This window comes from Streptomyces sp. NPDC033270, from assembly GCF_055576575.1.
On record NZ_JBVIRA010000028.1, the window covers coordinates 64,657 to 86,572 of the forward strand.

Here is a 21,916-nt window from a genome sequence, read left to right on the forward strand (position 1 = left end):
GTCCGGCAACGGTCCGGAGCGCCTTGGGGAGGCGATGACCATGAGCACACAGGTCGATGCGGAACGGGCCTGGCAGGATCTGCAGCGCATCCGGGTGCCGCAGGAGCGGGTGTACGACGAGGTCGAAAGAAGCGCGCAGGGCGACGCCAAGTCGACGTACACCATCGCCGCGATCATGTGGATCTTCATCGCGAGCTGGGGAATCGACCTCCCCGACTGGGCCTTCTGGCTGGTGCTCGCCGCGTACGTCGTCCTGGTCAGCAGCCTCGGCGTGCTCCACAACCGACGCAGCAGGCTGCAGCTGCACCGCTCGCGCCACAGCTGGCGCTCGCTCGCCACCTTCTTCGCGGGCGGGGCGGTGACCCTCGCGACGATCCTGCTTTCGGGCTATGTCGTCGAGTCGCTGACGCTGCCGCTCGGCAATGTCATCCAGGCCACCGTCTCGGCCGCCGCGTTCGTGCTGCTCGTCGGACCGGCCAACCGCTGGGCGGTCGGCGCGCTGCGCGACCACGGCGCGAGAGCCACCCATGAGGAGGTGAGCCGATGAGCACCCCGAGCGGCTTCGACGAACTGATCCACCCCTCCACCCGGCTGTCGGTGGTCGCACTGCTCGCCGCCACGGAATGGGCCGACTTCCCCTTCATCCGCGACAGCCTCTCGCTCAGCGACTCCGCGCTCTCCAAGCAGCTGCACACGCTGGAAGAGGCCGGATATCTGGAGATCCGCAAGGAGGGCGGCGGCCGCAAACGCCGCACCAAGGTGCGGTTGACGGGCCGCGGCCGCAGCGCCTTCGAGGGCCATGTGGCCGCGCTCCGCGCGATCGTCGAGGGCGCGGGACCCGCGACGACACCCACCCCTTCGACACCATCCGCCGCGGGCGAGACCTCGGACCCCCGGCATCATCAGCACCACGTGGAGGCGGGCCGATGACGACGACCGAGCAGCTGCCGGCAGGACCGACACCGAGCGCGCCGCCGCCGACCGCCCAACCCGTCATCCAGGTAAGCGACTTGCGGATGGCGTACGGCGGCACCGACGTGCTGCACGGCGTCGATCTGGAGATCCACCGCGGCGAGATCTTCGCGCTGCTCGGCCCCAACGGCGCCGGCAAGACCACCACCGTCGAGATCCTGGAGGGCTTCCGGCAGCGCTCCGGTGGGCAGGTCGGCGTCCTGGGCACGGACCCGGCGCGCGGCGACGACGCCTGGCGGGGCCGGATCGGCCTCGTCCTGCAGTCCTGGCGCGATCACCGCCGCTGGCAGGTCGCCGAGCTGCTGACGCACTTCGCCTCGTACTACCCGCACCCGCGCGACCCGGCCGAACTGCTGGCCCTGGTGGGCCTCACGGAACAGGCCGGTCAGCAGGTCGAGCGGCTGTCCGGCGGCCAGCGCCGCCGGCTGGACGTGGCGCTGGCCGTCGTCGGCCGTCCCGAGCTCCTCTTCCTGGACGAGCCGACCACCGGCTTCGACCCCAAGGCGCGTCGCGACTTCCACGACCTGGTGGAGCGGCTCGCCCGCGACGAGGGCGTCACGATTCTGCTCACCACCCACGATCTGGCGGAGGCCGAGCGACTGGCCGACCGGATAGCCATGCTGGTCAACGGCCGGGTCCGGGCCTGCGGCACCCCGCCGGAGCTGGCCCGGCGGGCCGCCGCCCAGGCCGAGGTCCGCTGGACGGCGCCCGACGGCACGGCCCGCCGTGAGCGCACCGAGGACCCGTCCCGGCTGGTGTGGGAGCTCCACCGCGACACCGGCGGACCGATCGCCGATCTGGAGGTCCGCCGCCCCACTCTGGAGGACACCTATCTGCACATGGTGCACCGCGACGACACGGCCGACGCCGGCGCCGCGGACGGGACTGCGGGCGGGGCCGCGGACGGGGAACTGCGGGCCGCATGAGCGGCTCGCGATCGACAGGGGGAGAGAAAGTGACAGCAGCACCGCACACGGCCGCCACCATCGAGCCGGCGGGCGGCGCCGGCAGGACCGCCACAGCCGGCACCGGCCCGTCCGCCGCGAGCAACGGGCCAGGTGCCGGGACGCCCACCGGGAAAAGGCCCTCCCCCCGCCGCCGCTACTGGCGGGCCGGCCTCCTGCGCGGCGGGATCGAGCTGCGCCATCTCCTGCGCAACCCCAAGGAGATGACCGGCCATCTGGTCAACGTCGTCGTCGCGCTGGCGCTCGCCGGCTTCATCAGCGACGACGTGCCCGGTACGCGCATCCCGATGGCGCATCTGACGCTCGCCGGCTTCGCCGCGTATCTGCTGTTCCAGATCGGGCTGGTCAACCTCCCGCAGATCCTGGTCACCGAGCGGGAGGAGGGCGCCCTGCTGCGGCTGCGCGCCACACCCGGCGGCATACCGGCCTACCTCGTCGCCAAGTCGCTGCTGGTGGTCGCCATGGCCCTCGGCACGCTGGTGGTCCTCCTGACGGCCGCCGCGCTGCTGGTGGACGGGCCGCTGCCGCACGGCGCCGGCGGCTGGCTGACGCTGCTGTGGGTCACCGCGCTGGGGCTGCTCGCCGTCGTACCGCTCGGCGCCGCCATAGGCGCCGTGCTGCCCAACCCGCGCGAGGCGCTCGCACTGATCATGCTGCCCGCGATGGGGCTGCTGGTCACCTCGGGCGCGATGTTCCCGATCACCTCGATGCCGGTGCTGGTCCAGAAGATCGCTTCGGTCTTCCCGCTCAAGTGGATGGCGCAGGGCCTGCGCTCGGCGCTCCTGCCGGACGCCGCACGCGCCGCGGAACCGGCCGGCTCCTGGGAGCTGCCCACGGTCGCCCTCGTCCTGGCCGCCTGGGCGGTGGTGGGCTTCCTCCTCGCCGTACCGCTCCTGCGCCGTGCCGCCCGCCGCGAATCGGGCTCCCGCCTCAGCGAGCGCCACCGCAAGGCGAGCCTGAGCGGCGCCCGCCCCGCCTGACGGTGCGGCGTCCGCCGGCCGTGCACAGCGGGCGGCAGGTGGCGGTAAGTGTGGTGGCGTGCCCCGCCGTAGGCCGGTAGGTGATGGCGTGCGGGCCCGGCCGGTGATGGACTTGGGGTATGAGCTTCACGGACCGAGACCGTGCCGTAGCGGCAGCCGTTGCGCGGGGCCTGGTGGGGGCGGACGAGCCCGTGGCCGGGCTCCTGGACGTGGGCGGGATTCGCCGGTCGGCGGCGGAACTCCGCGCCGCGTTCGCGGAGTTCACCGCGCCCGGCACTCCGGTACTGCATGCGTTCGCGGTGAAGGCCGCCTCACTCGTGCCCGTGCTGCGGCTGCTCGCACAGGAAGGGCTCGGCTGCGAGGTGGCCAGCCCCGGTGAGCTGGCGCTGGCCCGCGCCGCCGGGGTACCGGCCGCGCGCACGGTCCTGGACTCGCCCGCCAAGACCCCCGCCGAGCTGCGCGAGGCGCTGGCCCTGGGGATCGCCGTCAACGCCGACAACCCCGAGGAACTGGCCCGTATCGACGGGCTGATGGCCGCAGCGCCGGGCACCGCCCCCATCGGCCTGCGGGTCAATCCCCAGATCGGGGGCGGCAGCATCGGGGCGATGAGCACCGCCACCGACACCTCGAAGTTCGGGGTGGCGCTGCGCGACGAGGGCGCCCGCGACTGGGTCGTACGCGCCTTCCTCGCCCGCCCGTGGCTGACCCGGCTGCACGCCCACGTCGGCTCCCAGGGCATGCCGCTGGAGCTGATGGCGGCGGGCGTGCGGAGCCTGTACAGGCTCGCCGAGGAGATCAACGACCGGGCCGGCCGGCGCCAGGTCGACACCCTCGACATCGGTGGCGGCCTGCCGGTCAACTTCTCCTCGGACACCACCACCCCGACCTACCGCGAGTACGTCGCGCTGCTGCACTCGGCCGTCCCCGGGCTGCTGTCCGGCCGCTACGGCCTGGTCACCGAGTTCGGCCGCTCGCTGCTGGCCAAGCACGGCACGGTGCTCGCCCGCGTCGAGTACGCCAAGTCGGCGGGCGGCCGCCCCATCGCGGTCACCCACGCCGGCGCCCAGGTCGCCACCCGCACGGTCTTCGTGCCCGAGGCCTGGCCGCTCAGGGTCGCGGCGTACGACGGTGCGGGCCACCCCAAGACGGGCGAGCCGGTCGCGCAGGACATCGCGGGGCCGTGCTGCTTCGCGGGCGACCTGGTCGCCGAGAACCGCCCGCTGCCCCTGCTGGAGTCCGGCGACCACGCCGCCCTCCTGGACACCGGCGCGTACTACTTCTCCACCCACTTCGCCTACAACTCCCTGCCCCGCCCGGGGATCTACGGCTATGCGGCCGCCCCGGGCGGCACCGTACGGTTCGCGACCATCCGCACCCCGCAGACGCTGGCGGAGCTCACGGCGGAGAGCGGCGGCGGGCACACGGAGGCGCTGCGCGACCTCGGGAGGGCGTAGGCGGCATCGGGAGGGCATAGCCGGCATCGGGAGAGCGAGCCGCCTGGAGCCGCGCCCTTCCTCAGCGGCCGGCTCGCGCCGCCCGCGCCGCCCGCGCCGCCCCGCCTCGCGCGTCTGTCGCCCGCGCGCCCCCGGCTCGGGCGTCGCCGGCCGCCGGCCCGGTCAGCGCGTACCCGCCGACCTCCTTGCCCGCGGCGCCGCCCCGCCGGGCGGATTCCGTACGCACCCACAGCAGCGCGTCGTGCTCCCGCTCCCAGTGGCCCAGCCACGCCGCCTTGGCCCACAGCCCGAGCGCCGCCCCGGCCATCAGCAGACCGCCGGCCGCCGGCAGGGCGAAGGACGAGCCGACCGCCACCAGGAAGGCCAGCAGCACCCACCAGCGGTGCGCCCGCCGCCAGACCCGGATGGTGACCGAACGGTCCTGCAGGATGACGGCCTTCCCCGCACGCGACGCCCCGCGCGCCAGCGCCGCATACCGTCCGCGGCGCACCCCGAACACCCCGAACGCCGCGATCACGAACAGCCCCGCCCCCGCCAGCAGCCCGATCGTCCGCCCGGTCAGCCCCGGCACCAGCGCGCCGATCCCCGCGGCCAGCAGCCCCGGCCACCACAACCAGCCGGCCGGCGCCCGTACCACCACCGCGACCCGCGCCAGCGCATCCGCCCCGCGCCCCACGACAGACCTCCTCGCCCAGAAGACCATCCGGCCGCCCGGCCGTGCCCGTACGCCGGCGAACGCTCCTCGCGTCGTCGGCGTGCCCGTAGGCCGGCACGCCCGGCGGCACACACCGCTACGGGCGCCGGAGCGTAGCCGGCCCGGATGAGGATTTCCTGAGACGGAGCGCGGCCCGCGGCCCTGCGCCCGCCCCGGCCCTCACTCCACGAACAGCCCCCGCGCCGCCGCCTTCGCGTCGAACTCCTCCAGGCGGGCCTGGGCGTCCGGGAGGGCGTCGCACATCGCCTCCAGCAGGACCCGGCCCAGGAGCATGGGGGCGCAGGCGGTGTCGAAGGCCAGGCCGGTGCCGACGGGGGCCGGCAGCAGCAGGTCGGTGTGGTGGGCGACCGGGGCGAAGGCGCTGTCGGCGACGGTGACGACGGTCAGGCCGGCCTCGCGGGCGTAGGCGAGGGCGTCGAGGACCTCGCGGGGGTGGCGGGGCAGGGCGAAGCAGAGCAGGGCGCTCGCGCCGGCGCGTACGGCGGCGTCGATGCGGTCGGTGAGCATGGTGCCGCCCTCGTCCAGCAGGCGGACGTCGGGGTGGACCTTGCGGGCGAAGTAGCCGAAGCCGGCGGCCTGGGCGGTGGCGGCGCGCAGGCCGAGGACGGGCAGCGGGCGGGAGGCGGCGAACAGCCGGCCGGCCTCGATCACCGGCGACGGGTCGGCGAGGGCGGCGGCCAGCTGACGGAGGTTGTCGATCTCCGCCTCGACGGCCTGCTGGTACTCGTTGGCGGAGCCGTCGCCGCCGGGCTTGCCGGTGGGGGCGACCTCGCGCAGATGGCGGCGGAGCGCCGGATAGCCGTCGAAGCCGAGGGCGACGGCGAAGCGGGTGACCGACGGCTGGCTGACGCCGGCCAGTTCGGCCAGTTCGACGCTGGAGAGGAAGGGCGCGTCGGCGGCCCGGCGCACCATGCAGTGGGCGATCCGGCGCTGGGTGGGGGTCAGCCGGTGGCCCTCGAAGAGCTTCTGGAGGCGGGCGGCGGTGCCGGTGTCCGCGCTCTCGGCGGCGCCGGCCTCGCCGGGCCGCGCCTGCCCGGCCGGTGCCGCCCCGGCCGGCTCCCGCTCGGTCCTCGTGCCGGCCGGCCGGCTCCCGGCCACGCCGCCGGTGCCGCCGGCGTTGTCCCCGTCCCCGCTCATCGCCTCTTCTTCCCGGCCCGGTCGGGGGCCTTGTCCTGTGTCGACCGACTGTACGGAATTTCTTGCGCACACCGGGCCGCGGTACGCGTCGGGATCCGGCCGTGGTCGGCCGTTCGTCCCGGCGCGCGGAGGCCCGGAGGGGCGCTCCCCCGCGCCCGGATCGGCCCGAGCCGCCCGGGGCCGCGTCCGGGCGCCCCTCACACCTGTGCCAGCGCGTCCAGCAGCCCCGCCGCCACCGCCACGTCGTCCGTCAGCGGGCGGTCCTCCATCCGGGGGTCGAGGGCGTCCGCCGCGAGAGCGTAGGCCGTGGCCAGGGGCAGTGCGGGCTCGGGTTCGAGGGAGCGCATGCGCAGGGCGCGCAGGGCGGCCACCAGTTCACAGGCCAGCACCTGGCGGTAGTACGTGCACGCGCGCAGCGTCTGGCGGGCGCCCAGCGAGGCGAAGCTGGCTTGTTCCTCGACGCCGCGGGAGAGCACGGCGTGGCCGAGCGAGGCCGGATGGGAGACGGCGCGCATCTCGCCGAGGGCGGCGCCCGCCGCGTATTCGAGGATCATGACGCCGGAGCTCGCCGGGGCGGTGTCGCCCAGGAAGGGCCGCAGCCGGGTGAGGTCCGGTTCGGAGAGCGCGGCGAGGCGGGCGGTGGACAGCCGGGCGGTCTGCAGGACGGCGAGCCGGAAGGTGTCCAGGGCGAGCGCGGCGTGTGCGGCGTAGAAGTTGCCGTGGTGGTAGGCGGCCTGGTCCTCGATGCTGATCAGCGGGTTTTCGGCGGCGGCGTTCACTTCGACGGTCAGCACCGCCTCCAGGGTGTCGGCGGCGTCCAGCGCGGGGCCGTGGATCTGCGGGATGCAGCGGAAGCCGTACGGGTCCTGGATGCGGCCGAGGGGCGCCGTGGGGCGGACCGGGATGCCGGACAGGATGCGCATCCGGGCGGCGGCGGCCGCGGAGCCGGGGTGCGGGCGGGCGAGCATGACCGGCTCGGCGAAGGGCTCGTGGGAGCCGCCGACGGCCAGGAGGGAGAGCGCGGCGACGGGGAGCGCGGCGGCCAGCAGCCGGCGCATTTCGTCCAGGGCCAGCGCGGACTGGCCGAGGGTGAGGGCGTTGCTGCTGATCAGCGCGAGGGCGTCGTTGTTGTCCAGGGCGACGGGGGCCGGGGGCCCGGCTCCGGGCGTGCAGTGCCAGGGGTGTTCGCCGGCCAGCGCGAGGCCGGTCTGGGCGAGCGCGGCCAGGTCGCCGGTGCCGACCGCGCCGTGTTCGTTGACGACGGGGTGGGCGCCGGAGTCCAGCGCGGCCAGGAGCGCGGTGATGACGGCGGGGTTGAGGCCGGCGCCGCCCGCCAGCAGCTGGTTGGCGCGGACGGCGAGCATAGCGCGGACCTCGCGGGCGGGCAGCGGGTCGCCGATGGCGCCGGCGTGGCTGCGCAGCAGCCGGAGTCCGTGTGCGGCGTCGGCGGCTCCCACGTCTTCCGTGCGGTTGGCGCCGACACCGGTGCTGCGGCCGTAGACCCGTCCGGTCGCGGCCAGGCGGCGGGCGGTGGCCCAGGATTCCGCGGCGCGGGCGAGGGCCTTGGGGTCGGGCGGGGCGGGGCGCGCGGTGCGCTCCGCGAGAGCGGCGATATCGGCGGTGTGCAGACCGGTGCCGTCGAGTGCGACAAGCGTCCCGGCTCGTCGGCCGTTGTCCGGCAGGCGGGGAAGCAAGGGGCTCAACTCCCTCTTGTAGCGGCGCGGGCGCGGGCCCGGCGCGGGGACCGACAGGGCCCTATGAGCCCGCCGCGGCCGGTGTCCGGTCCCCCGCGGGCGGGCCGGCGTAGCGCGGCGGCAGCCCGAACAGCGGGAAGAGCCGCTCGGTGTCGAGGAAGGACTGCAGGGCGGTGACCCGCCCGCCGTCGGTCTCGATGACCTGGAGCGCCCAGGGCGAGCCGTCCGCGCGGTACTGGCCGAACGCCGGCCGGCCGTTCGCCTCGACCGGCACCAGGTGCGAGCCCTCGCAGCCGCAGCCCGGGCCGAGCAGCCACTTCAGGATGTCCGCGCGGCCGCGCAGCCACAGCTCGTACGGCGGCATGGAGAGCGTGGAGTCCTCGTGCAGCAGGGCCGTCAGGGCGTCCATGTCGAAGCGTTCGAAGGCGTCGACGTAGCGCGTGAGCAGCGACCGCTGGGCGTCGTCCAGGGGGCGCGGCGGTGCGTCGGCGGTCTCACCGGTGGCGGCGAGGGTGGCCCGGGCCCGCTGCAGCGCGCTGTTGACCGAGGCGACCGAACTGCCCAGCAGCTCCGCGACCTCGGCCGCCGACCAGCTGAGCACCTCGCGCAGGATCAGCACCGCCCGCTGCCGGGGCGCGAGCCGCTGCAGCGCGGAGACGAACGCCAGCCGGATCGACTCCCGGGCGACGGCGGTATCGGCCGGGTCCCCGGCGGACGCCAGGACCCGCTGGTCGGGAACCGGGCCGATCCAGGTGGCCTCGGGCAGCCCCGTCCCGATCGGGGTGTCCACGCCCGACGGGGAGGAGAGGTCCATCGGCCGGGCCCGGCGCTGACTGCCCTTGAGCAGGTCCAGGCAGACGTTGGTGGCGATCCGGTAGAGCCAGGACCGCAGCGACGACCGCCCCTCGAACCGGTCGTGGCCACGCCAGGCCCGCACCATGGTCTCCTGCACGGCGTCCTCGGCCTCGAAGGCCGAGCCGAGCATCCGGTAGCAGTACCCGGTCAGCTCGGTGCGGTGCGCCTCCAGGCGGTCCGCCAACTCCCCTTGCCGCGCCGCTCGTTCACCGCGTGCACCGCCCGTCGACGCCGCCGCCGATCCGCCCGCCGCCGTCGTGCCGCTCGCCGAGGACCGCTTCATCGAGGACCTGCCCATCCGCCCGCCGGCCGACCGCCGGCCGCCGCGCCCCGACGGTACCGGAGCGCCCGGCACCAGTCTGCTCCCCCGGTATGCCCCTCGCGAGCCGTGGGCGCCCTAGGGTGCCGCCATGACCGACACGGCCGCCACCACCCGCGAGACCTACGACGCCATCGCCGCCGACTACGCCCGGCGCTGGCGCTCCGCGCCGCCGCCCGTGACAGCCGCCGCCGACCGCCTCGCGGGGCTGCTGCCGCCGGGCGCCCGGATCGCGGACGTCGGCTGCGGGCCCGGGCACCAGACGCGGCTGCTGCGCGACCGCGGCTTGCAGGTCACCGGCTTCGACCTCTCCCGCGAGATGCTCGCCGCCGACGCGGTCCCCGGCCTCGTCCAGGCCGATATGCGCGCCCTCCCGCTCGCCGCGTCCGCCGTGGACGCGGTCTGGTGCGTGGCCGCCCTGCTGCACGTCCCGGGGCCCGAAGTCCCCGTGGCGCTGGGCGAGTTCGCCCGCGTCGTGCGGCCCGGCGGCCTGCTCGTCCTGAGCCTCGCCGAGGGCGACGACGAGGGCTGGGAGCCGGTGTCGTACGCGCCGGAGCTGCGGCGCTGGTACGTCGGACACCGCCTCGCCCCGCTCACCGCGCTGCTGGCCGACGCGGGCTTCGAGGTGACCGGCCACACCCGTTGGAGCACCCACCGCGACTGGCTGATGCTGCACGCGCGACGGCGGTGAGGGCCCGCGGCGGCCCGTCGGCGGATCAGCCCGGCTCGGCCACCCGCAGCGCCGAGCCCCGCTCGGACAGCCGTGGGGCGCACAGGATGCGCTTGCGGCGGACCCGCCGGCCCTCGATGGCGGCGACCGCGAGGCGGGCGGCCTCCTTGGCGATCTCGGTCAGGCCCCAGTCGACGGTGGTCAGGGGCGGGGTGAGGACCCGGGAGACGGGGTGGTCGTCGAAGCCGACGACGGACAGGTCGCGGCCGACGGTCAACGACGCCTCGGCGGCGGCCGCGTAGACGCCGTAGGCGATGGAGTCGGAGAAGCAGAACACGGCGGTGGGCGGGGCGGGGCGGGAGGCGTGCCGGCGGCGGCCGTCCGGGCCGTCGGCCAGCACCCGGCGGGCGACGGCGGTGGCCTCGCCGAGCTCCTGGGCGCAGGGCAGGACCTCGACCTCGATGCCGAGGCGGTCGGCGGCCTCGCGGACGTAGACGTCGGCGGGGCGGTCGGGGGTGGAGGGGCCGGTGGGGGTCAGCACGGTGACGCGGCGGTGGCCCAGGCCGCGGAGGTAGTCCAGCACCGCGTCGATGCCGGCACGGTTGTCGAAGAGCACCTCGCCCGCGGTGCGCGCCCGGCTCAGGGCGTCGCCGATGGAGACCACCGGCACCGCTTCGGCGATCTTCGACCAGCCTTCGGCGGAGGGGTCGACGGGTGAGACCAGCAGGCCGTCGACGCGCTGGTCGCGCAGCTGCTTGGCGAGGGTGAGCTCGCGTTCGGGGTCGCCGCCCGCGTCGAGGATGAGCGCATAGCGGTCACCGGCCAGGAGTTCGCGCCCTATGGCGGCCATCAGCTGCTGCTGCCACAGGTCCTGCAGGTCTCCGGCGAGCACGCCGACGGTGCTGGTGCGGCCGCTGGCGAGGGCCCGGGCGATCGGGTCCGCCTCGTAGCCGAGTTCGGCGGCGGCCCTGCGCACCCGCTCCTCGGTCTCCTTGGAGACGTGCTTGCCGCGCAGCGCGTAGGAGACGGCGGCGGTGGAGAGGCCGGTGGCCTCGGCCACCTCGCGGAGGGTGGTGCGCTTGTTGGGCCTGGCCATGTCCGGAAGCCTACCCAAGGAGGCGGCCGCACCCCGCGCACGAGGCGGCCCGCGGGCTCGGGCGAGGGACGGCGGTCCCTTGACAGCGGAGTCGGTTAACCGCTTCACTTAATCGCATCAGTTAAGCGGTTAAGTAAACCGGCTGAGGAGGTCGCCGCCGGTGCCCACCGACGTCCATCAGCACCTCTGGCCACCCGCCTTCCGCGCACTGCTGCGGGCCCGCAGCGCGCCGCCGCGGCTGGACGGCTGGACCCTGCACCTGCCCGGTGAGCCGCCGTACGCCGTCGACCCCGCCGACCACGACATCGCGGCCCGCGCCGCCCTCGCCCGCGCCGACGGCCTCGACCTCGCCCTGGTGTCGCTCTCCAGCCCGCTCGGCATCGAACACCTCCCGCCCAAGGAGGCCGCACCGCTGCTGGCCGCGTTCCACGACGGCGCGCTGGACCTGCCCGCCCCCTTCGGCGTCTGGGCCTCGGCCTGCCTGTCCGCCCCCGAACCGGACACCGCCGCGCTGCGCCGCGAGCTGGCCCGCGGCTGCGCGGGGCTGCAGCTCCCGGCCACCGCGCTGCTCGACGCCGACGGCTGGGCCCGCTGCGCGCCGCTGCTGGACGTCACCGCCGAGCTGGGCAGACCGCTCTTCGTCCACCCCGGCGCCGCCCCGCCCGCGGCCGGCCTCGCGCCGCCCTGGTGGCCCGCGCTCGTCCCGTACGTCCAGCAGATGCACGCCTCCTGGTTCGCCTTCCGCGCCTTCGGTCGGCCGCGCCATCCGGATCTGCGGGTCTGCTTCGCGGCGCTGGCGGGCCTGGCGCCGCTGCACGGCGAGCGGCTGGTGGCCCGCGGCGGCGGGCGGGACCGCGGCCGGGTGGACCACGACGCCTTCTACGAGACGTCCTCGTACGGGACCCGCGCGGTGGACGCACTCGTCCGGGCCGTCGGCATCGACGTCGTCGTCAGCGGCAGCGACCGCCCCTACGCCCGACCCGTCGCCCCCGACCTCGGCGCGGACGCCGCCGTCCACGCCCTGCGCACCGCCAACCCGGCCCGCCTGCTGGGCCCGACGGAAGGAACCCGCCCATGACGCTCACCGCCTCCCAGGCCGACGCCGCCCGTGAGGTCCCCGACGGCGAGCAGCCGTTCGCCACACTGCCCGAGCGCAACCTCGACAAGCGCGAGCTGCGGTCCCTGGTCGACCACCTCGCGGCCCGCCCGGACCTGTGGCGCGAACAGGTCGCGTTCTCCGACACCGAGCGGCACTACGCGTCCCTGTACCGCGACGAGTTCGTCGATGTCTGGCTGCTGTGCTGGACCCGGCGGAACGACACCGGCTGGCACGACCACGACCTCTCCTCCGGGGCGGTCAGGGTCGTCCAGGGCGTGCTGACCGAGTCCAACCCCCGCATCGGCGGGGAGCATCTGGCCACGGCCGTCGGCGCGGGCGCCTCCTTCTGCTTCGGGCCGGAGCACATCCACCGCCTCACCGGCGCGACCGACGACGCGGTCTCGGTGCACGCCTATTCGCCGCCGCTGTGGCGCCTGGGCCAGTACGACATCACCGAGGACGGGCTGATGCGGCGGGTGTCGGTCTCGTACGCGGACGAGCTGCGGCCCCTGGACGGCCCGCCGGCCGCCGCCTGAGCGACGGCCGACACCGCGCGTCAACCGACTTGCGGGCCACGCCTATTGACCTTCCATTCACAGACGCCGATCCTGCATGAACTCATACATGCGACAAGGTGAGGCGGCGCTCATGGCAGGTGTGGTCGAACGGCGCTCGATCGACGTCGTCCCCGACGACGAGCGGCACGGCAGCGCGGTCAGCCAGTTCACGCTCTGGCTGGGCGCCAATCTCCAGATCACCGCCGTCATCACCGGCGCGCTGGCCGTCGTCTTCGGGGCGAACGCCTTCTGGTCGCTGATCGGGCTGCTGCTCGGCAACCTCGTCGGCGGTGCGGTGATGGCGCTGCACTCGGCCCAGGGACCACGGCTCGGACTGCCGCAGATGATCACCTCGCGGGCGCAGTTCGGCGTCCGCGGCGCGGTGGTGCCGCTCGCCCTGGTCATCGTGATGTACATCGGGTTCTTCGCCAGCGGCAGCGTGCTGGCCGGGCAGGCGGTCGGCGAGCTGACACACCTGGGTGAGACTCCCGGGATCGTGCTCTTCGCCGTGGTCACCGCCGTCGCCACGGCCGTCGGCTACCGCCTCATCCACACCCTGGGCAAGATCGCCGGCCTGGTCTGCGCACTGGCCTTCGTCTACCTCGGCGTCCGCCTGGCGCAGCACGCCGACCTCGGCGCGCTCCTCGCCGACCACCGCTTCGAGCCGCCGGTCTTCCTGCTCGCGGTCTCCCTCTCGGCCTCCTGGCAGCTGGCGTTCGGCCCGTACGTCGCGGACTACTCGCGCTACCTGCCGCGGCACACCTCGGCGCGCGCCACGTTCTGGTGGACGCTGTCCGGCTCGGTGCTCGGCTCGCAGTGGTCGATGACGTTCGGCGCGCTGGCGGCCGCCGCGGCGCCGGCCGCGTTCGTCGGCCACGAGGTCGGCTACGTCGTCGGCCTGGGCGGCACCGGACTGGTCGCCTCGTTCCTCTTCTTCGTCATCGCCCTCGGCAAGCTCACCATCAACATCCTCAACACCTATGGCGGCTTCATGTCGCTGGTCACCAGCGTCAGCGGCTTCCGCAGACTGGGGGCACCTCCCGCCGAAGGCAGGGGGAACACGCTCTCACCGCGCGGACGCTCCGCGTACATCGCCGGGATCATGGTGGCCGGCACCGCCGTCGCCCTCCTGGGCAAGGACTCCTTCCTGACGTCCTTCAAGGACTTCCTGCTCTTCCTGCTGGCCTTCTTCACCCCCTGGTCGGCGATCAACCTCGTCGACTACTACCTGATCTCCAAGGAGCGCTACGACATCCCGGCGCTCAGCGACCCCACCGGCCGCTACGGCGCCTGGAACATCCGGGCGCTCGCCGTCTACGCCCTCGGTGTGCTCGTCCAACTCCCGTTCCTGGCCACGCACTTCTACACCGGCCCCCTGGTGGCCCGGCTCGGCGGCGCCGACGTCTCCTGGCTGGTCGGACTCGCCGTACCGGCCGTCGCCTACTGGCTGGCGGTCCGCCGCGACACCGCGCGCGTCCCGGACGCGGCAGCGGACCACGGGCGGAAAGCCCCGGCCGGATCGGGGGGTTAGCCCTACCGTGCCGCACGCCCGAGGCCCGTAACCTCACCGGTATGGCGACACACGACCCCGATCTGCGCAAGGAACTCGACGCGACCCTCCAGACCCGCAAGGAGCTGGGGCCGGGGTACGAGTCGGAGCTGGTGGAGTCCTTCCTGGAGAAGCTGGACGAGAGCGTGGAGCGGCGGGTGCGGCGGCAGCTCGCCGAGCAGCAGCTGCACGTGGCGCGCGGCGGCCGGCCACCGCGTACCGCGCAGAGCGGCAACAGCGACTTCTGGGAGCGCTTCGGGGTCGCCGCCCTCTCGCTGGTGCTGGCCGTCCCGCTCTCCGCGATAGCCGTCAGCGGCGCGGAGCTGCCGGGCCTGCTGGTGTGCTGGGCCGGCATCGCCGCCGTCAACGCCGTGCACAGCGTGGGCCTCCGCCGGCTGCTGCGACGGCGCGACGAGCGCCGGGACGGGGAGTGGGACTGACGGGTCCGGCTCTCAGAAGCGCTCCGGCCCGCCGGCCGCGCCCTCGGCACGGTCGTCGCGGCCGTTGCGGAAGGAGTGAAGGAGTGTGTACGGCGTGAAGGCCGGGCCGTCGCCGGCGGCCGCCTCGTGCGCGGCGGCGTCGGTCCACTCGGTGACGACGATCGCGCGCTCGCCGTCCGCCGTCAGGTGGAGGTGTCCGGCGAGCAGGCCCGGTGCCGCCCTGACGACGTCCTCCGCCTCGCCCGCCGCCGTCGCGGTGACCACGAAGACACCGGGCCGACGCCCCGCGTCGTGCACCACGCTGCGGTGGAGGCGGGTCCGGTTGAGCCCCGGCCGCTCGATACCGGGCACGAGCGCGTCCACGCGGCCGACCACCGCGGCGCGGCGGGCGCGGGCCCACGCCAGGTGCTCCTCGTCGCTGGTCCACTGGGCGTAGTGGAGCAGGCCGGTGCCGTCCGTGGAGAGGAACACGTGCTGGGCGAGGAGCGCGGAGGGCGGCTCGGCTGCCGCCCACTCGTCGATCATGGCGTCGGCGGCCGCGTGCGCACGCTCGGCGGTGCCCGTGAGCCACTCGCTGATCAGCGCCGTACCGGCGCGAGGATGGACAAGATCCAGAAAGTGCGTCATGAGCGCCACCCTCATACGTCAAGCGCACTTGAGGTCAAGCGGGGAAGTGTTGCGGGGACCGCCGCACCCCGGCCGGAGCCGGGGGCGGGACGACGGCGGTCCCCGCAAGGGACGCGAGCCGGGTCAGGGCCGGTCGTCGCATCCGGGTGGCGACGGTGGAGGTCCGGGAGCCGCTCCGGAGGTCCGTATCGCCGTGCACATCAATGTGCCTGACGAGTGTTAAGCCCGTGCTGCCAGCACATGACGCATACGTACACCTTGCGGCGTCGGCCCGTTTCCTGACGGCAACTTGACGCCACGACGGCCGCGCGGACCGCGGCGGCCGCCCCGAAGAGCGACCGCCCCGGCCGCCGCTACTTGCCGGCCTCGCGCGCCAGGTAGGCCAGCAGGTCCTGCCGGCTCACCACGCCCTTCGGCTTGCCCTCGACGAGGACGATCGCCGCATCCGCGCTCTCGAGGACCGCCATCAGGTCGGAGACCGACTCGCCGGAGCCGACCTGCGGCAGCGGCGGGCACATGTGCTTCTCCAACGGGTCGGTCAGCGAGGCCCGCTGGGTGAACAGGGCGTCCAGCAGCTCGCGCTCGACGACGGAACCGACGACCTCCGCGGCCATGACGTCGGGGTGCCCGGCGCCCGGCTTGACGATCGGCATCTGCGAGACGCCGTACTCGCGCAGCACCTCGATCGCCTCGCCGACGGTCTCCTCGGGGTGCATGTGCACCAGCGAGGGCAGCGCGCCCTCCTTGTGCTGGAGCACATCGCCGACCCGGGCCGCGGTGCCGCCCTCCTCCAGGAAGCCGTAGTCGGCCATCCACTCATCGTTGAAGATCTTGGACAGATAGCCCCGGCCGCTGTCCGGCAGCAGCACGACCACCACATCGTCCGGACCGAGCTTCGAGGCGACCTCCAGCGCGGCCACCACGGCCATCCCGCAGGAGCCGCCGACCAGCAGGCCCTCCTCCTTGGCCAGCCGCCGGGTCATCTGGAAGGCGTCCTTGTCCGAGACCGCCACGATCTCGTCGGCGACCGTACGGTCGTAGGCGGTCGGCCAGAAGTCCTCGCCGACCCCCTCGATCAGATACGGGCGCCCGGAGCCGCCGCTGTAGACCGAGCCCTCCGGGTCGGCGCCGACGACCTTGACCCGGCCCTCGCTGGCGTCCTTGAGATAGCGGCCGGTGCCGCTGATCGTGCCGCCGGTGCCCACACCCGCCACGAAGTGGGTGATCCGCCCGTCCGTCTGCTCCCACAGCTCCGGACCGGTGGTCTCGTAGTGCGAGCGCGGGTTGTTCGGGTTGCTGTACTGGTCGGGCTTCCAGGCACCGGGCGTCTCGCGCACCAGGCGGTCCGAGACGTTGTAGTACGAGTCCGGGTGCTCGGGGTCGACGGCCGTGGGGCAGACGACCACCTCGGCGCCGTAGGCCCGCAGCACGTTGATCTTGTCCGTGGACACCTTGTCCGGGCAGACGAAGATGCACTTGTAGCCCTTTTGCTGGGCCACGATCGCCAGGCCCACGCCGGTGTTGCCGGAGGTCGGCTCCACGATGGTGCCGCCCGGCTGCAGCTCACCCGACTGCTCGGCGGCCTCGATCATCCGCACGGCGATCCGGTCCTTGACCGATCCTCCGGGGTTGAAGTACTCGACCTTGGCCAGGACGGTGGCCTGGATGCCCTTGGTCACGTTGTTGAGCCGCACGAGCGGGGTGTTGCCGACGAGCTCAATCATCGAATCGTAAAACTGCACGGTGGTCTCCGCGGTCGGGGGCACGCTCTCCTGCGCCCGTCCCGCCAGCCTATTGCCCGGGTGGGTTGGCCGGCGGATGCGTTGCGTTCCGTACAGGAACGGGCAACACCCTGTTGTAGGAGTTCTTGACGGTTCAAGAGCGCGTCCGGCCCCGGCGCCGTGGCGCGCCCGCGCTGCACGGGGAGGTGCCCGGCCGATGCCGATGACGATGTCCAGGGCGAGGGTGGCCCGGCGGATCGCGACCGCCGCCGCATTCGGCGGGGGCGGGATCGGCCTGCTCGGCGTCGCCGCCGTCGGGGTGCTGCTGACCGAGGTGCGGCTGGCCCGCCGTACGGTCGGCGGCTCCAGCGACATCCCGCCCTGCGCCGACGGCCGCTACGGCGCCGCTTTCGGCCACCGCACCGATCCCCCGCCGCTGCGGCTCGGCTTCCTCGGCGACTCCACCGCCGCCGGCCAGGGCGTGCACCGCGCCTCCCAGACACCCGGCGCGCTGCTCGCCTCGGGCCTGGCCGCCGTCGCCGAACTGCCCGTCGACTTCCGCAATGTGGCGCTGCCCGGCGCGCAGTCGGACGATCTGCCGCGCCAGGTGGAGCTGATGCTGGCGGACGGCACCGAGGCCCCGGACGTCTGCGTCATCATGATCGGCGCCAACGATGTCACCCACCGGATGCCGCCCGCGCAGTCCGTACGCCATCTGTCCGAGGCGGTGCGCAGGCTCCACGCGGCGGGCTGCGAGGTGGTGGTGGGCACCTGCCCTGATCTGGGCACCATCGAGCCGGTCTACCAGCCGCTGCGCTGGGTGGCCCGGCGGCTCTCCCGGCAGCTCGCGGCCGCCCAGACCATCGGTGTGATCGAGAGCGGCGGGCGGACGGTCTCGCTGGGCGATCTGCTCGGGCCCGAGTTCGAGGCGCGTCCCCGGGAGCTGTTCGGACCGGACAACTACCACCCTTCGGCGGAGGGCTACGCCACCGCCGCGATGGCGGTCCTGCCGACGCTGTGCGCCGCGCTGGGCCTGTGGCCGGAGGAGGAGCGGCCGGAGCCCGCCCGCGGCGAGGGTCTGCTGCCGGTCGAGCAGGCGGCCGCCGAGGCGGCTTCCGAGGGCGGTACGGAGGTCACCGCCTCCCGTGCGCCCTGGGCGCTGCTCAAGCACCGCAGGCGCCGCCAGCTGCCGGAACCCGAGGCCACCGACCCCTCGTCGATCAGGGGCTGACGCTCCCCGCGACGGGCGTCGGGGAGGGAGCCGTACGGGAATACCCGGGGCTCCCTCCCCGTTCCCATAAGCGCTCGCTTAGAAAAGAGGCCCGCATCACAGCGCTCACCCCGTGACCTCAGCAATACGCACAGGTAACTTCCCTCACAGTCCAGCAATCTTCCCGCCCGTCGCCCGACCACCGCCCCTCAACGAGGCTCCCCCAGACTTCGTCCGGGGGGACCCCAGCGCGCCGGGCCTTTCCTTTGGAGCCGTGTGATGCCCGAAGCCGTGATCGTCTCAGCCGCCCGCTCCCCGATCGGCCGCGCCTTCAAGGGCTCGCTCAAGGACCTGCGCCCGGACGACCTGACCGCGAAGATCATCGAGGCCGCCCTGGCCAAGGTCCCCGAGCTGGACCCCACCGACATCGACGACCTGATGCTCGGCTGCGGCCTCCCCGGTGGCGAGCAGGGCCACAACCTCGGCCGCATCGTGGCCGTCCAGATGGGGATGGACCACCTCCCGGGCTGCACCATCACCCGTTACTGCTCCTCCTCGCTGCAGACGACCCGGATGGCGCTGCACGCCATCAAGGCCGGCGAGGGCGACGTCTTCATCTCGGCCGGTGTCGAGACGGTCTCGCGCAGCGTCAAGGGCAGCTCCGACGGCCTGCCCGACACCCACAACCCGCTCTTCGCCGACGCCGAGGCCCGCACCGCGGCGCGCGCCGAGCAGGAGGGCGCCGACTGGCACGACCCGCGCGAGGACGGCCTGATCCCGGACGCGTACATCGCGATGGGCCAGACCGCGGAGAACCTCGCCCGCCTCAAGGGCATCACCCGCCAGGACATGGACGAGTTCGGCGTACGGTCCCAGAACCTCGCCGAGCAGGCGATCAAGAACGGCTTCTGGGAGCGGGAGATCACCCCGGTCACGCTGCCCGACGGCACGGTCGTCTCCAAGGACGACGGCCCGCGCGCCGGCGTCACCGTCGAGGGCGTCTCCGGCCTGAAGCCGGTGTTCCGCCCCGACGGCCTGGTGACCGCCGGCAACTGCTGCCCGCTCAACGACGGCGCCGCGGCGCTGGTGATCATGTCCGACACCAAGGCGCGGGAGCTGGGCCTGACCCCGCTGGCCCGGATCGTGTCCACCGGCGTCTCCGGCCTGTCCCCCGAGATCATGGGCTACGGCCCCGTGGAGGCCAGCAAGCAGGCCCTCCGGCGCGCCGGCCTGTCGATCTCCGACATCGACCTGGTCGAGATCAACGAGGCGTTCGCCGCCCAGGTGATCCCGTCCTACCGGGACTTGGGCATCGACCTGGACCGGCTGAACGTCAACGGCGGCGCGATCGCCGTCGGCCACCCCTTCGGCATGACCGGCGCCCGCATCACCACCACCCTCATCAACTCCCTCCAGTGGCACGACAAGCAGTTCGGCCTGGAGACGATGTGCGTGGGCGGCGGCCAGGGCATGGCGATGGTGATCGAGCGGCTGAGCTGAGCGGAAGCGAAGCTCAGCGCGACCAGAAGGCAGGGGCGGCCGAGCTGACGGCTCGGCCGCTCGCCCACGGGGTGGGCGCGGACGAACGGACCAACTCCCGCCCCGCGCACACCCTTCGCTGCCGCACGGACACGGGCGGCGACACGGCGTGAGCCGTGTCACGTGTTAACAAGATCGCGACCCAATCTCCCCCAGGATTGTGACCAACGCCCTGGGGGATCGGCGTTCTTGCAGGTCAGCATGGGGTGACCGGGGCCCCTGAGGCCCACGGCCTCCAGCATTTCCGGACATAGTGCACCCGGTGCGGTCGCCGACCCCCGGCAGGCTGATGTAGGAAGTCGGAGAACATTCTGTTAACGGGAGTACGCCGGTGATCTCGCGGTCACAGGAGTCGTCCCGTCAGCGAGCGCGTCAAGGGGGGCACCCCGGCCGAGGGCCGGGGGAAGTCCGTGTACCGAGGCGCGGCCCGTGCCGAGCGGGTCGCCGAGCGAAGTGGGGAGGACGCATGAGCGAGCGCCGCGGGCGAATCACCGAACGCTGCGCGTCTCGCGCATGCGGGACCGAGCGAAGAGAGGTTTCGGCATGAGCGTCACCACCCTCGTCCTGCTAGTGGCCGCGGTCGTCGCCGTGGCACTGGGCGCCGCCGCCCTGCGCACCGCCCGTGCGCTGCGCGGCCAGATCGCCGAGCTGCACGCCGAGCTCGTCACCGCCCGGCAGGACGCCGTCGCGTGCGCCCGGGCCGCGGACACGGCACCGGCGGCCACCGCGACCGTCCCGGCCGCCCGTACGACCCCGGCCGCCGAGACCCCGCTCGCGGACATACGCGCCGCCGTCGCCGACGCGCTGGCCGAGGAGCGGGAGCGCGAGCTGGCCGAGGCACGCGCCTTCTGGGCCGCGCAGGAGGCCAGGGACGCCGCCGACGCCCCGTCGCTGCTGGGCGGTCTGCCCGGCCTCGGCGACGAGAGCCCGCTGGACGCCCGCGCCGATCAGCGCGAGCTGTCCGAGCGGCCGGAGTTCGACCGGCTCGACACCCAGCCGTTCCTGCCCCGCCAGGCGGACTTCGCCGGTATCGAGCCGCTGCTGGGTCCGGACGCCCTGGAGTCCGTGGAGGCGCTCGAAGCCTTCGACGCGCCGGAGTTGGAGCCCGTCGAGGAGGCCGAGTCCGCCGAGCTGGCCGCCGCCCGCCGGCGCCACCCCTCGCACCCCGACTTCTCGCCGCACCCGGTGATCAGCGATCACGAGCGCACCGTCGCGCGCCTGGAGGAGCTGGCCCAGCAGGGCACCCCGGTCGCCGACGTCCGCCCCGGCCCGCTGGGCACGCTGGACGTCTATGTCTTCGCCGACGGCACCACGCTCTGCCTGACCCCCGGGCAGCGCGAGGCCGCCGAGCGCGTCGCCGGCGCGCTGCACTCCGGGCGCACGCCGGTGCTGCTGGGCGGCTCCGGGATCTCCGGCGCGTACGCGCTGACCTTCTCCTGGGGCGAGAGCCGCGAGGAGAGCGTCTACATCCTCGCCGACCGCGTCATCGCCTCGCTCTGACCGGACGCGGCGGCCCCGCCGGGGCGCCCTCCGGGGCCTGCCCCCAGGGGAGGCACCGGCTCGGACCCGCCTTAGCAGCGTTCCGCCACCGCCCGGACGCATCGCACGGCCTCCGCCAGCTCCTCGGCGGGGGCCACTTTCGCGTCAGAGTGCCCGGCGTCGCCGGCCGGGCGGGCGGCCGCGGCCCGCAGCGCCTCGACCAGATCGTGTCCGGCCACCGCCAGCTGGTCGCCGGCCGCGAACATCCCGGCGTCCGGCAGCTCCCGCGGGGGCTCTTCGGGCCGTTCGATCAGCTGCGCACGGGTCGCCAACCGCCGTGCCAGCTCCAGCCCTTCGGCCGCCGCGCCGCGGCCGAGTCTGGTCTGCGGCAGCGATCTGAGGCGGTCGGCCAGGGCGTCCACGGCGGTCTGCAAAGGGGTCACGTCAAGCACGCCGTGAGCCTATGCGCCACTCCCGGGTGGTTGCCAACGGCAGAACGCTCAGGCACGGTGTGCTGAAGAACCAGCATCGACCGCGTCCGGAGGCGCCGATGTCTCAGCTCTTCTCCGAAGAGACCCACCGGAATCTGCTCTCCCGCATCCCGGACTGCACCGGCCGGGAAATCTCCGAATGGCTCCGCACCGTTGACGAAGGCCCCGCCTTCTTCCGTTTCGACGAAAAGGTCAGCTGGCTCCGTGGCGAGCACAACCTCGCGTACGGGCACGCCAAGGCGATCGTCCATGAACACGACCTCAGGCGCGCCGCGCGGAAGTTCTGACCCGCGATGACGCGCTTAGGCGTGTCCGGCTCGGGACACGCGACACACCACTCGCGCACA

At 74.1% G+C, this 21,916-nt stretch carries 22 protein-coding genes; 14 read left to right on the plus strand and 8 right to left on the minus strand.

Annotated features, from left to right (window positions below):
• Positions 1-40: 40 nt before the first annotated feature.
• From ACZ5XZ_RS31580 to ACZ5XZ_RS31600, 5 genes are all read left to right on the plus strand, one after another.
• Complete coding sequence (locus tag ACZ5XZ_RS31580) at positions 41-547, plus strand: hypothetical protein (RefSeq protein WP_468984237.1); 507 nt, start codon at positions 41-43, stop codon at positions 545-547.
• On the plus strand, positions 544-930 hold the full coding sequence (locus ACZ5XZ_RS31585) for a transcriptional regulator (protein ID WP_468984239.1): 387 nt from the start codon (positions 544-546) through the stop codon (positions 928-930). The genes ACZ5XZ_RS31580 and ACZ5XZ_RS31585 overlap by 4 nt, the downstream gene beginning before the upstream one ends.
• Positions 927-1,898, plus strand: coding sequence for an ABC transporter ATP-binding protein (locus ACZ5XZ_RS31590; RefSeq protein WP_468984242.1), 972 nt, complete (start codon positions 927-929; stop codon positions 1,896-1,898). The genes ACZ5XZ_RS31585 and ACZ5XZ_RS31590 overlap by 4 nt, the downstream gene beginning before the upstream one ends.
• Before the next feature lie 29 nt (positions 1,899-1,927).
• Positions 1,928-2,917, plus strand: a complete 990-nt coding sequence (locus tag ACZ5XZ_RS31595) for an ABC transporter permease (protein ID WP_468984244.1) — start codon at positions 1,928-1,930, stop codon at positions 2,915-2,917.
• Between the two features lie 119 nt (positions 2,918-3,036).
• Complete coding sequence (locus ACZ5XZ_RS31600) at positions 3,037-4,371, plus strand: type III PLP-dependent enzyme domain-containing protein (protein WP_468984246.1); 1,335 nt, start codon at positions 3,037-3,039, stop codon at positions 4,369-4,371.
• A gap of 61 nt (positions 4,372-4,432) precedes the next feature.
• Here the strand turns inward: ACZ5XZ_RS31600 and ACZ5XZ_RS31605 are convergent, their stop codons facing one another.
• From ACZ5XZ_RS31605 to ACZ5XZ_RS31620, 4 genes are all read right to left on the minus strand, one after another.
• Positions 4,433-5,047, minus strand: coding sequence for a hypothetical protein (locus ACZ5XZ_RS31605; protein ID WP_468984248.1), 615 nt, complete (start codon positions 5,045-5,047; stop codon positions 4,433-4,435).
• A gap of 198 nt (positions 5,048-5,245) precedes the next feature.
• Positions 5,246-6,223: a MurR/RpiR family transcriptional regulator gene (locus tag ACZ5XZ_RS31610; protein ID WP_468984250.1), complete on the minus strand. Its 978-nt coding sequence runs from the start codon at positions 6,221-6,223 to the stop codon at positions 5,246-5,248.
• Positions 6,224-6,420: 197 nt separating this feature from the next.
• The gene (locus ACZ5XZ_RS31615; protein ID WP_468984251.1) at positions 6,421-7,926 is read right to left on the minus strand and encodes an aromatic amino acid ammonia-lyase; all 1,506 of its coding nucleotides are present in this window, start codon (positions 7,924-7,926) and stop codon (positions 6,421-6,423) included.
• Between the two features lie 52 nt (positions 7,927-7,978).
• Positions 7,979-9,055, minus strand: coding sequence for a sigma-70 family RNA polymerase sigma factor (locus ACZ5XZ_RS31620; RefSeq protein ID WP_468984254.1), 1,077 nt, complete (start codon positions 9,053-9,055; stop codon positions 7,979-7,981).
• Positions 9,056-9,182: 127 nt separating this feature from the next.
• Between ACZ5XZ_RS31620 and ACZ5XZ_RS31625 the strand changes: the two genes are divergently transcribed.
• Positions 9,183-9,782 carry a class I SAM-dependent methyltransferase gene (locus tag ACZ5XZ_RS31625; protein WP_468984256.1) on the plus strand — a complete coding sequence of 200 codons (600 nt, stop codon included), beginning with the start codon at positions 9,183-9,185 and terminating at the stop codon, positions 9,780-9,782.
• 25 nt (positions 9,783-9,807) lie between these two features.
• On the opposite strand, the gene ACZ5XZ_RS31630 is transcribed toward ACZ5XZ_RS31625, so the two are convergent.
• Positions 9,808-10,857 (minus strand): LacI family DNA-binding transcriptional regulator, encoded by a 1,050-nt coding sequence (locus ACZ5XZ_RS31630; protein WP_468984258.1) that lies wholly within the window; start codon positions 10,855-10,857, stop codon positions 9,808-9,810.
• Between the two features lie 160 nt (positions 10,858-11,017).
• Between ACZ5XZ_RS31630 and ACZ5XZ_RS31635 the strand changes: the two genes are divergently transcribed.
• The 4 genes from ACZ5XZ_RS31635 to ACZ5XZ_RS31650 all read left to right on the plus strand — a co-directional run bounded on the left by ACZ5XZ_RS31635 (position 11,018) and on the right by ACZ5XZ_RS31650 (position 14,502).
• Entirely contained in the window at positions 11,018-11,935 is a 918-nt protein-coding gene (locus ACZ5XZ_RS31635) for an amidohydrolase family protein (RefSeq protein ID WP_468984261.1), read from the plus strand.
• Positions 11,932-12,492: a cysteine dioxygenase gene (locus tag ACZ5XZ_RS31640; protein ID WP_468984264.1), complete on the plus strand. Its 561-nt coding sequence runs from the start codon at positions 11,932-11,934 to the stop codon at positions 12,490-12,492. Before ACZ5XZ_RS31635 ends, ACZ5XZ_RS31640 begins: the two co-directional genes overlap by 4 nt.
• A 112-nt stretch (positions 12,493-12,604) precedes the next feature.
• Positions 12,605-14,044, plus strand: coding sequence for a purine-cytosine permease family protein (locus ACZ5XZ_RS31645; RefSeq protein ID WP_468984267.1), 1,440 nt, complete (start codon positions 12,605-12,607; stop codon positions 14,042-14,044).
• Positions 14,045-14,085: 41 nt separating this feature from the next.
• The gene (locus ACZ5XZ_RS31650) at positions 14,086-14,502 is read left to right on the plus strand and encodes a hypothetical protein (RefSeq protein ID WP_468984269.1); all 417 of its coding nucleotides are present in this window, start codon (positions 14,086-14,088) and stop codon (positions 14,500-14,502) included.
• Between the two features lie 12 nt (positions 14,503-14,514).
• On the opposite strand, the gene ACZ5XZ_RS31655 is transcribed toward ACZ5XZ_RS31650, so the two are convergent.
• On the minus strand, positions 14,515-15,129 hold the full coding sequence (locus ACZ5XZ_RS31655) for an antibiotic biosynthesis monooxygenase (protein WP_468984272.1): 615 nt from the start codon (positions 15,127-15,129) through the stop codon (positions 14,515-14,517).
• 353 nt (positions 15,130-15,482) lie between these two features.
• Entirely contained in the window at positions 15,483-16,871 is a 1,389-nt protein-coding gene (locus ACZ5XZ_RS31660) for a cystathionine beta-synthase (RefSeq protein WP_468984274.1), read from the minus strand.
• 196 nt (positions 16,872-17,067) lie between these two features.
• Between ACZ5XZ_RS31660 and ACZ5XZ_RS31665 the strand changes: the two genes are divergently transcribed.
• The 3 genes from ACZ5XZ_RS31665 to ACZ5XZ_RS31675 all read left to right on the plus strand — a co-directional run bounded on the left by ACZ5XZ_RS31665 (position 17,068) and on the right by ACZ5XZ_RS31675 (position 21,099).
• Complete coding sequence (locus tag ACZ5XZ_RS31665; protein WP_468984276.1) at positions 17,068-18,081, plus strand: SGNH/GDSL hydrolase family protein; 1,014 nt, start codon at positions 17,068-17,070, stop codon at positions 18,079-18,081.
• Positions 18,082-18,339: 258 nt separating this feature from the next.
• Complete coding sequence (locus tag ACZ5XZ_RS31670) at positions 18,340-19,560, plus strand: acetyl-CoA C-acetyltransferase (protein WP_468984279.1); 1,221 nt, start codon at positions 18,340-18,342, stop codon at positions 19,558-19,560.
• Positions 19,561-20,142: 582 nt separating this feature from the next.
• The gene (locus tag ACZ5XZ_RS31675; RefSeq protein WP_468984280.1) at positions 20,143-21,099 is read left to right on the plus strand and encodes a hypothetical protein; all 957 of its coding nucleotides are present in this window, start codon (positions 20,143-20,145) and stop codon (positions 21,097-21,099) included.
• Positions 21,100-21,170: 71 nt separating this feature from the next.
• On the opposite strand, the gene ACZ5XZ_RS31680 is transcribed toward ACZ5XZ_RS31675, so the two are convergent.
• Positions 21,171-21,530 (minus strand): hypothetical protein, encoded by a 360-nt coding sequence (locus tag ACZ5XZ_RS31680; RefSeq protein ID WP_468984282.1) that lies wholly within the window; start codon positions 21,528-21,530, stop codon positions 21,171-21,173.
• Positions 21,531-21,628: 98 nt separating this feature from the next.
• Here ACZ5XZ_RS31680 and ACZ5XZ_RS31685 point away from each other — a divergent pair, with 98 nt between their 5' ends.
• Positions 21,629-21,856: a DUF4287 domain-containing protein gene (locus ACZ5XZ_RS31685; RefSeq protein WP_384433449.1), complete on the plus strand. Its 228-nt coding sequence runs from the start codon at positions 21,629-21,631 to the stop codon at positions 21,854-21,856.
• Positions 21,857-21,916 lie beyond the last annotated feature (60 nt).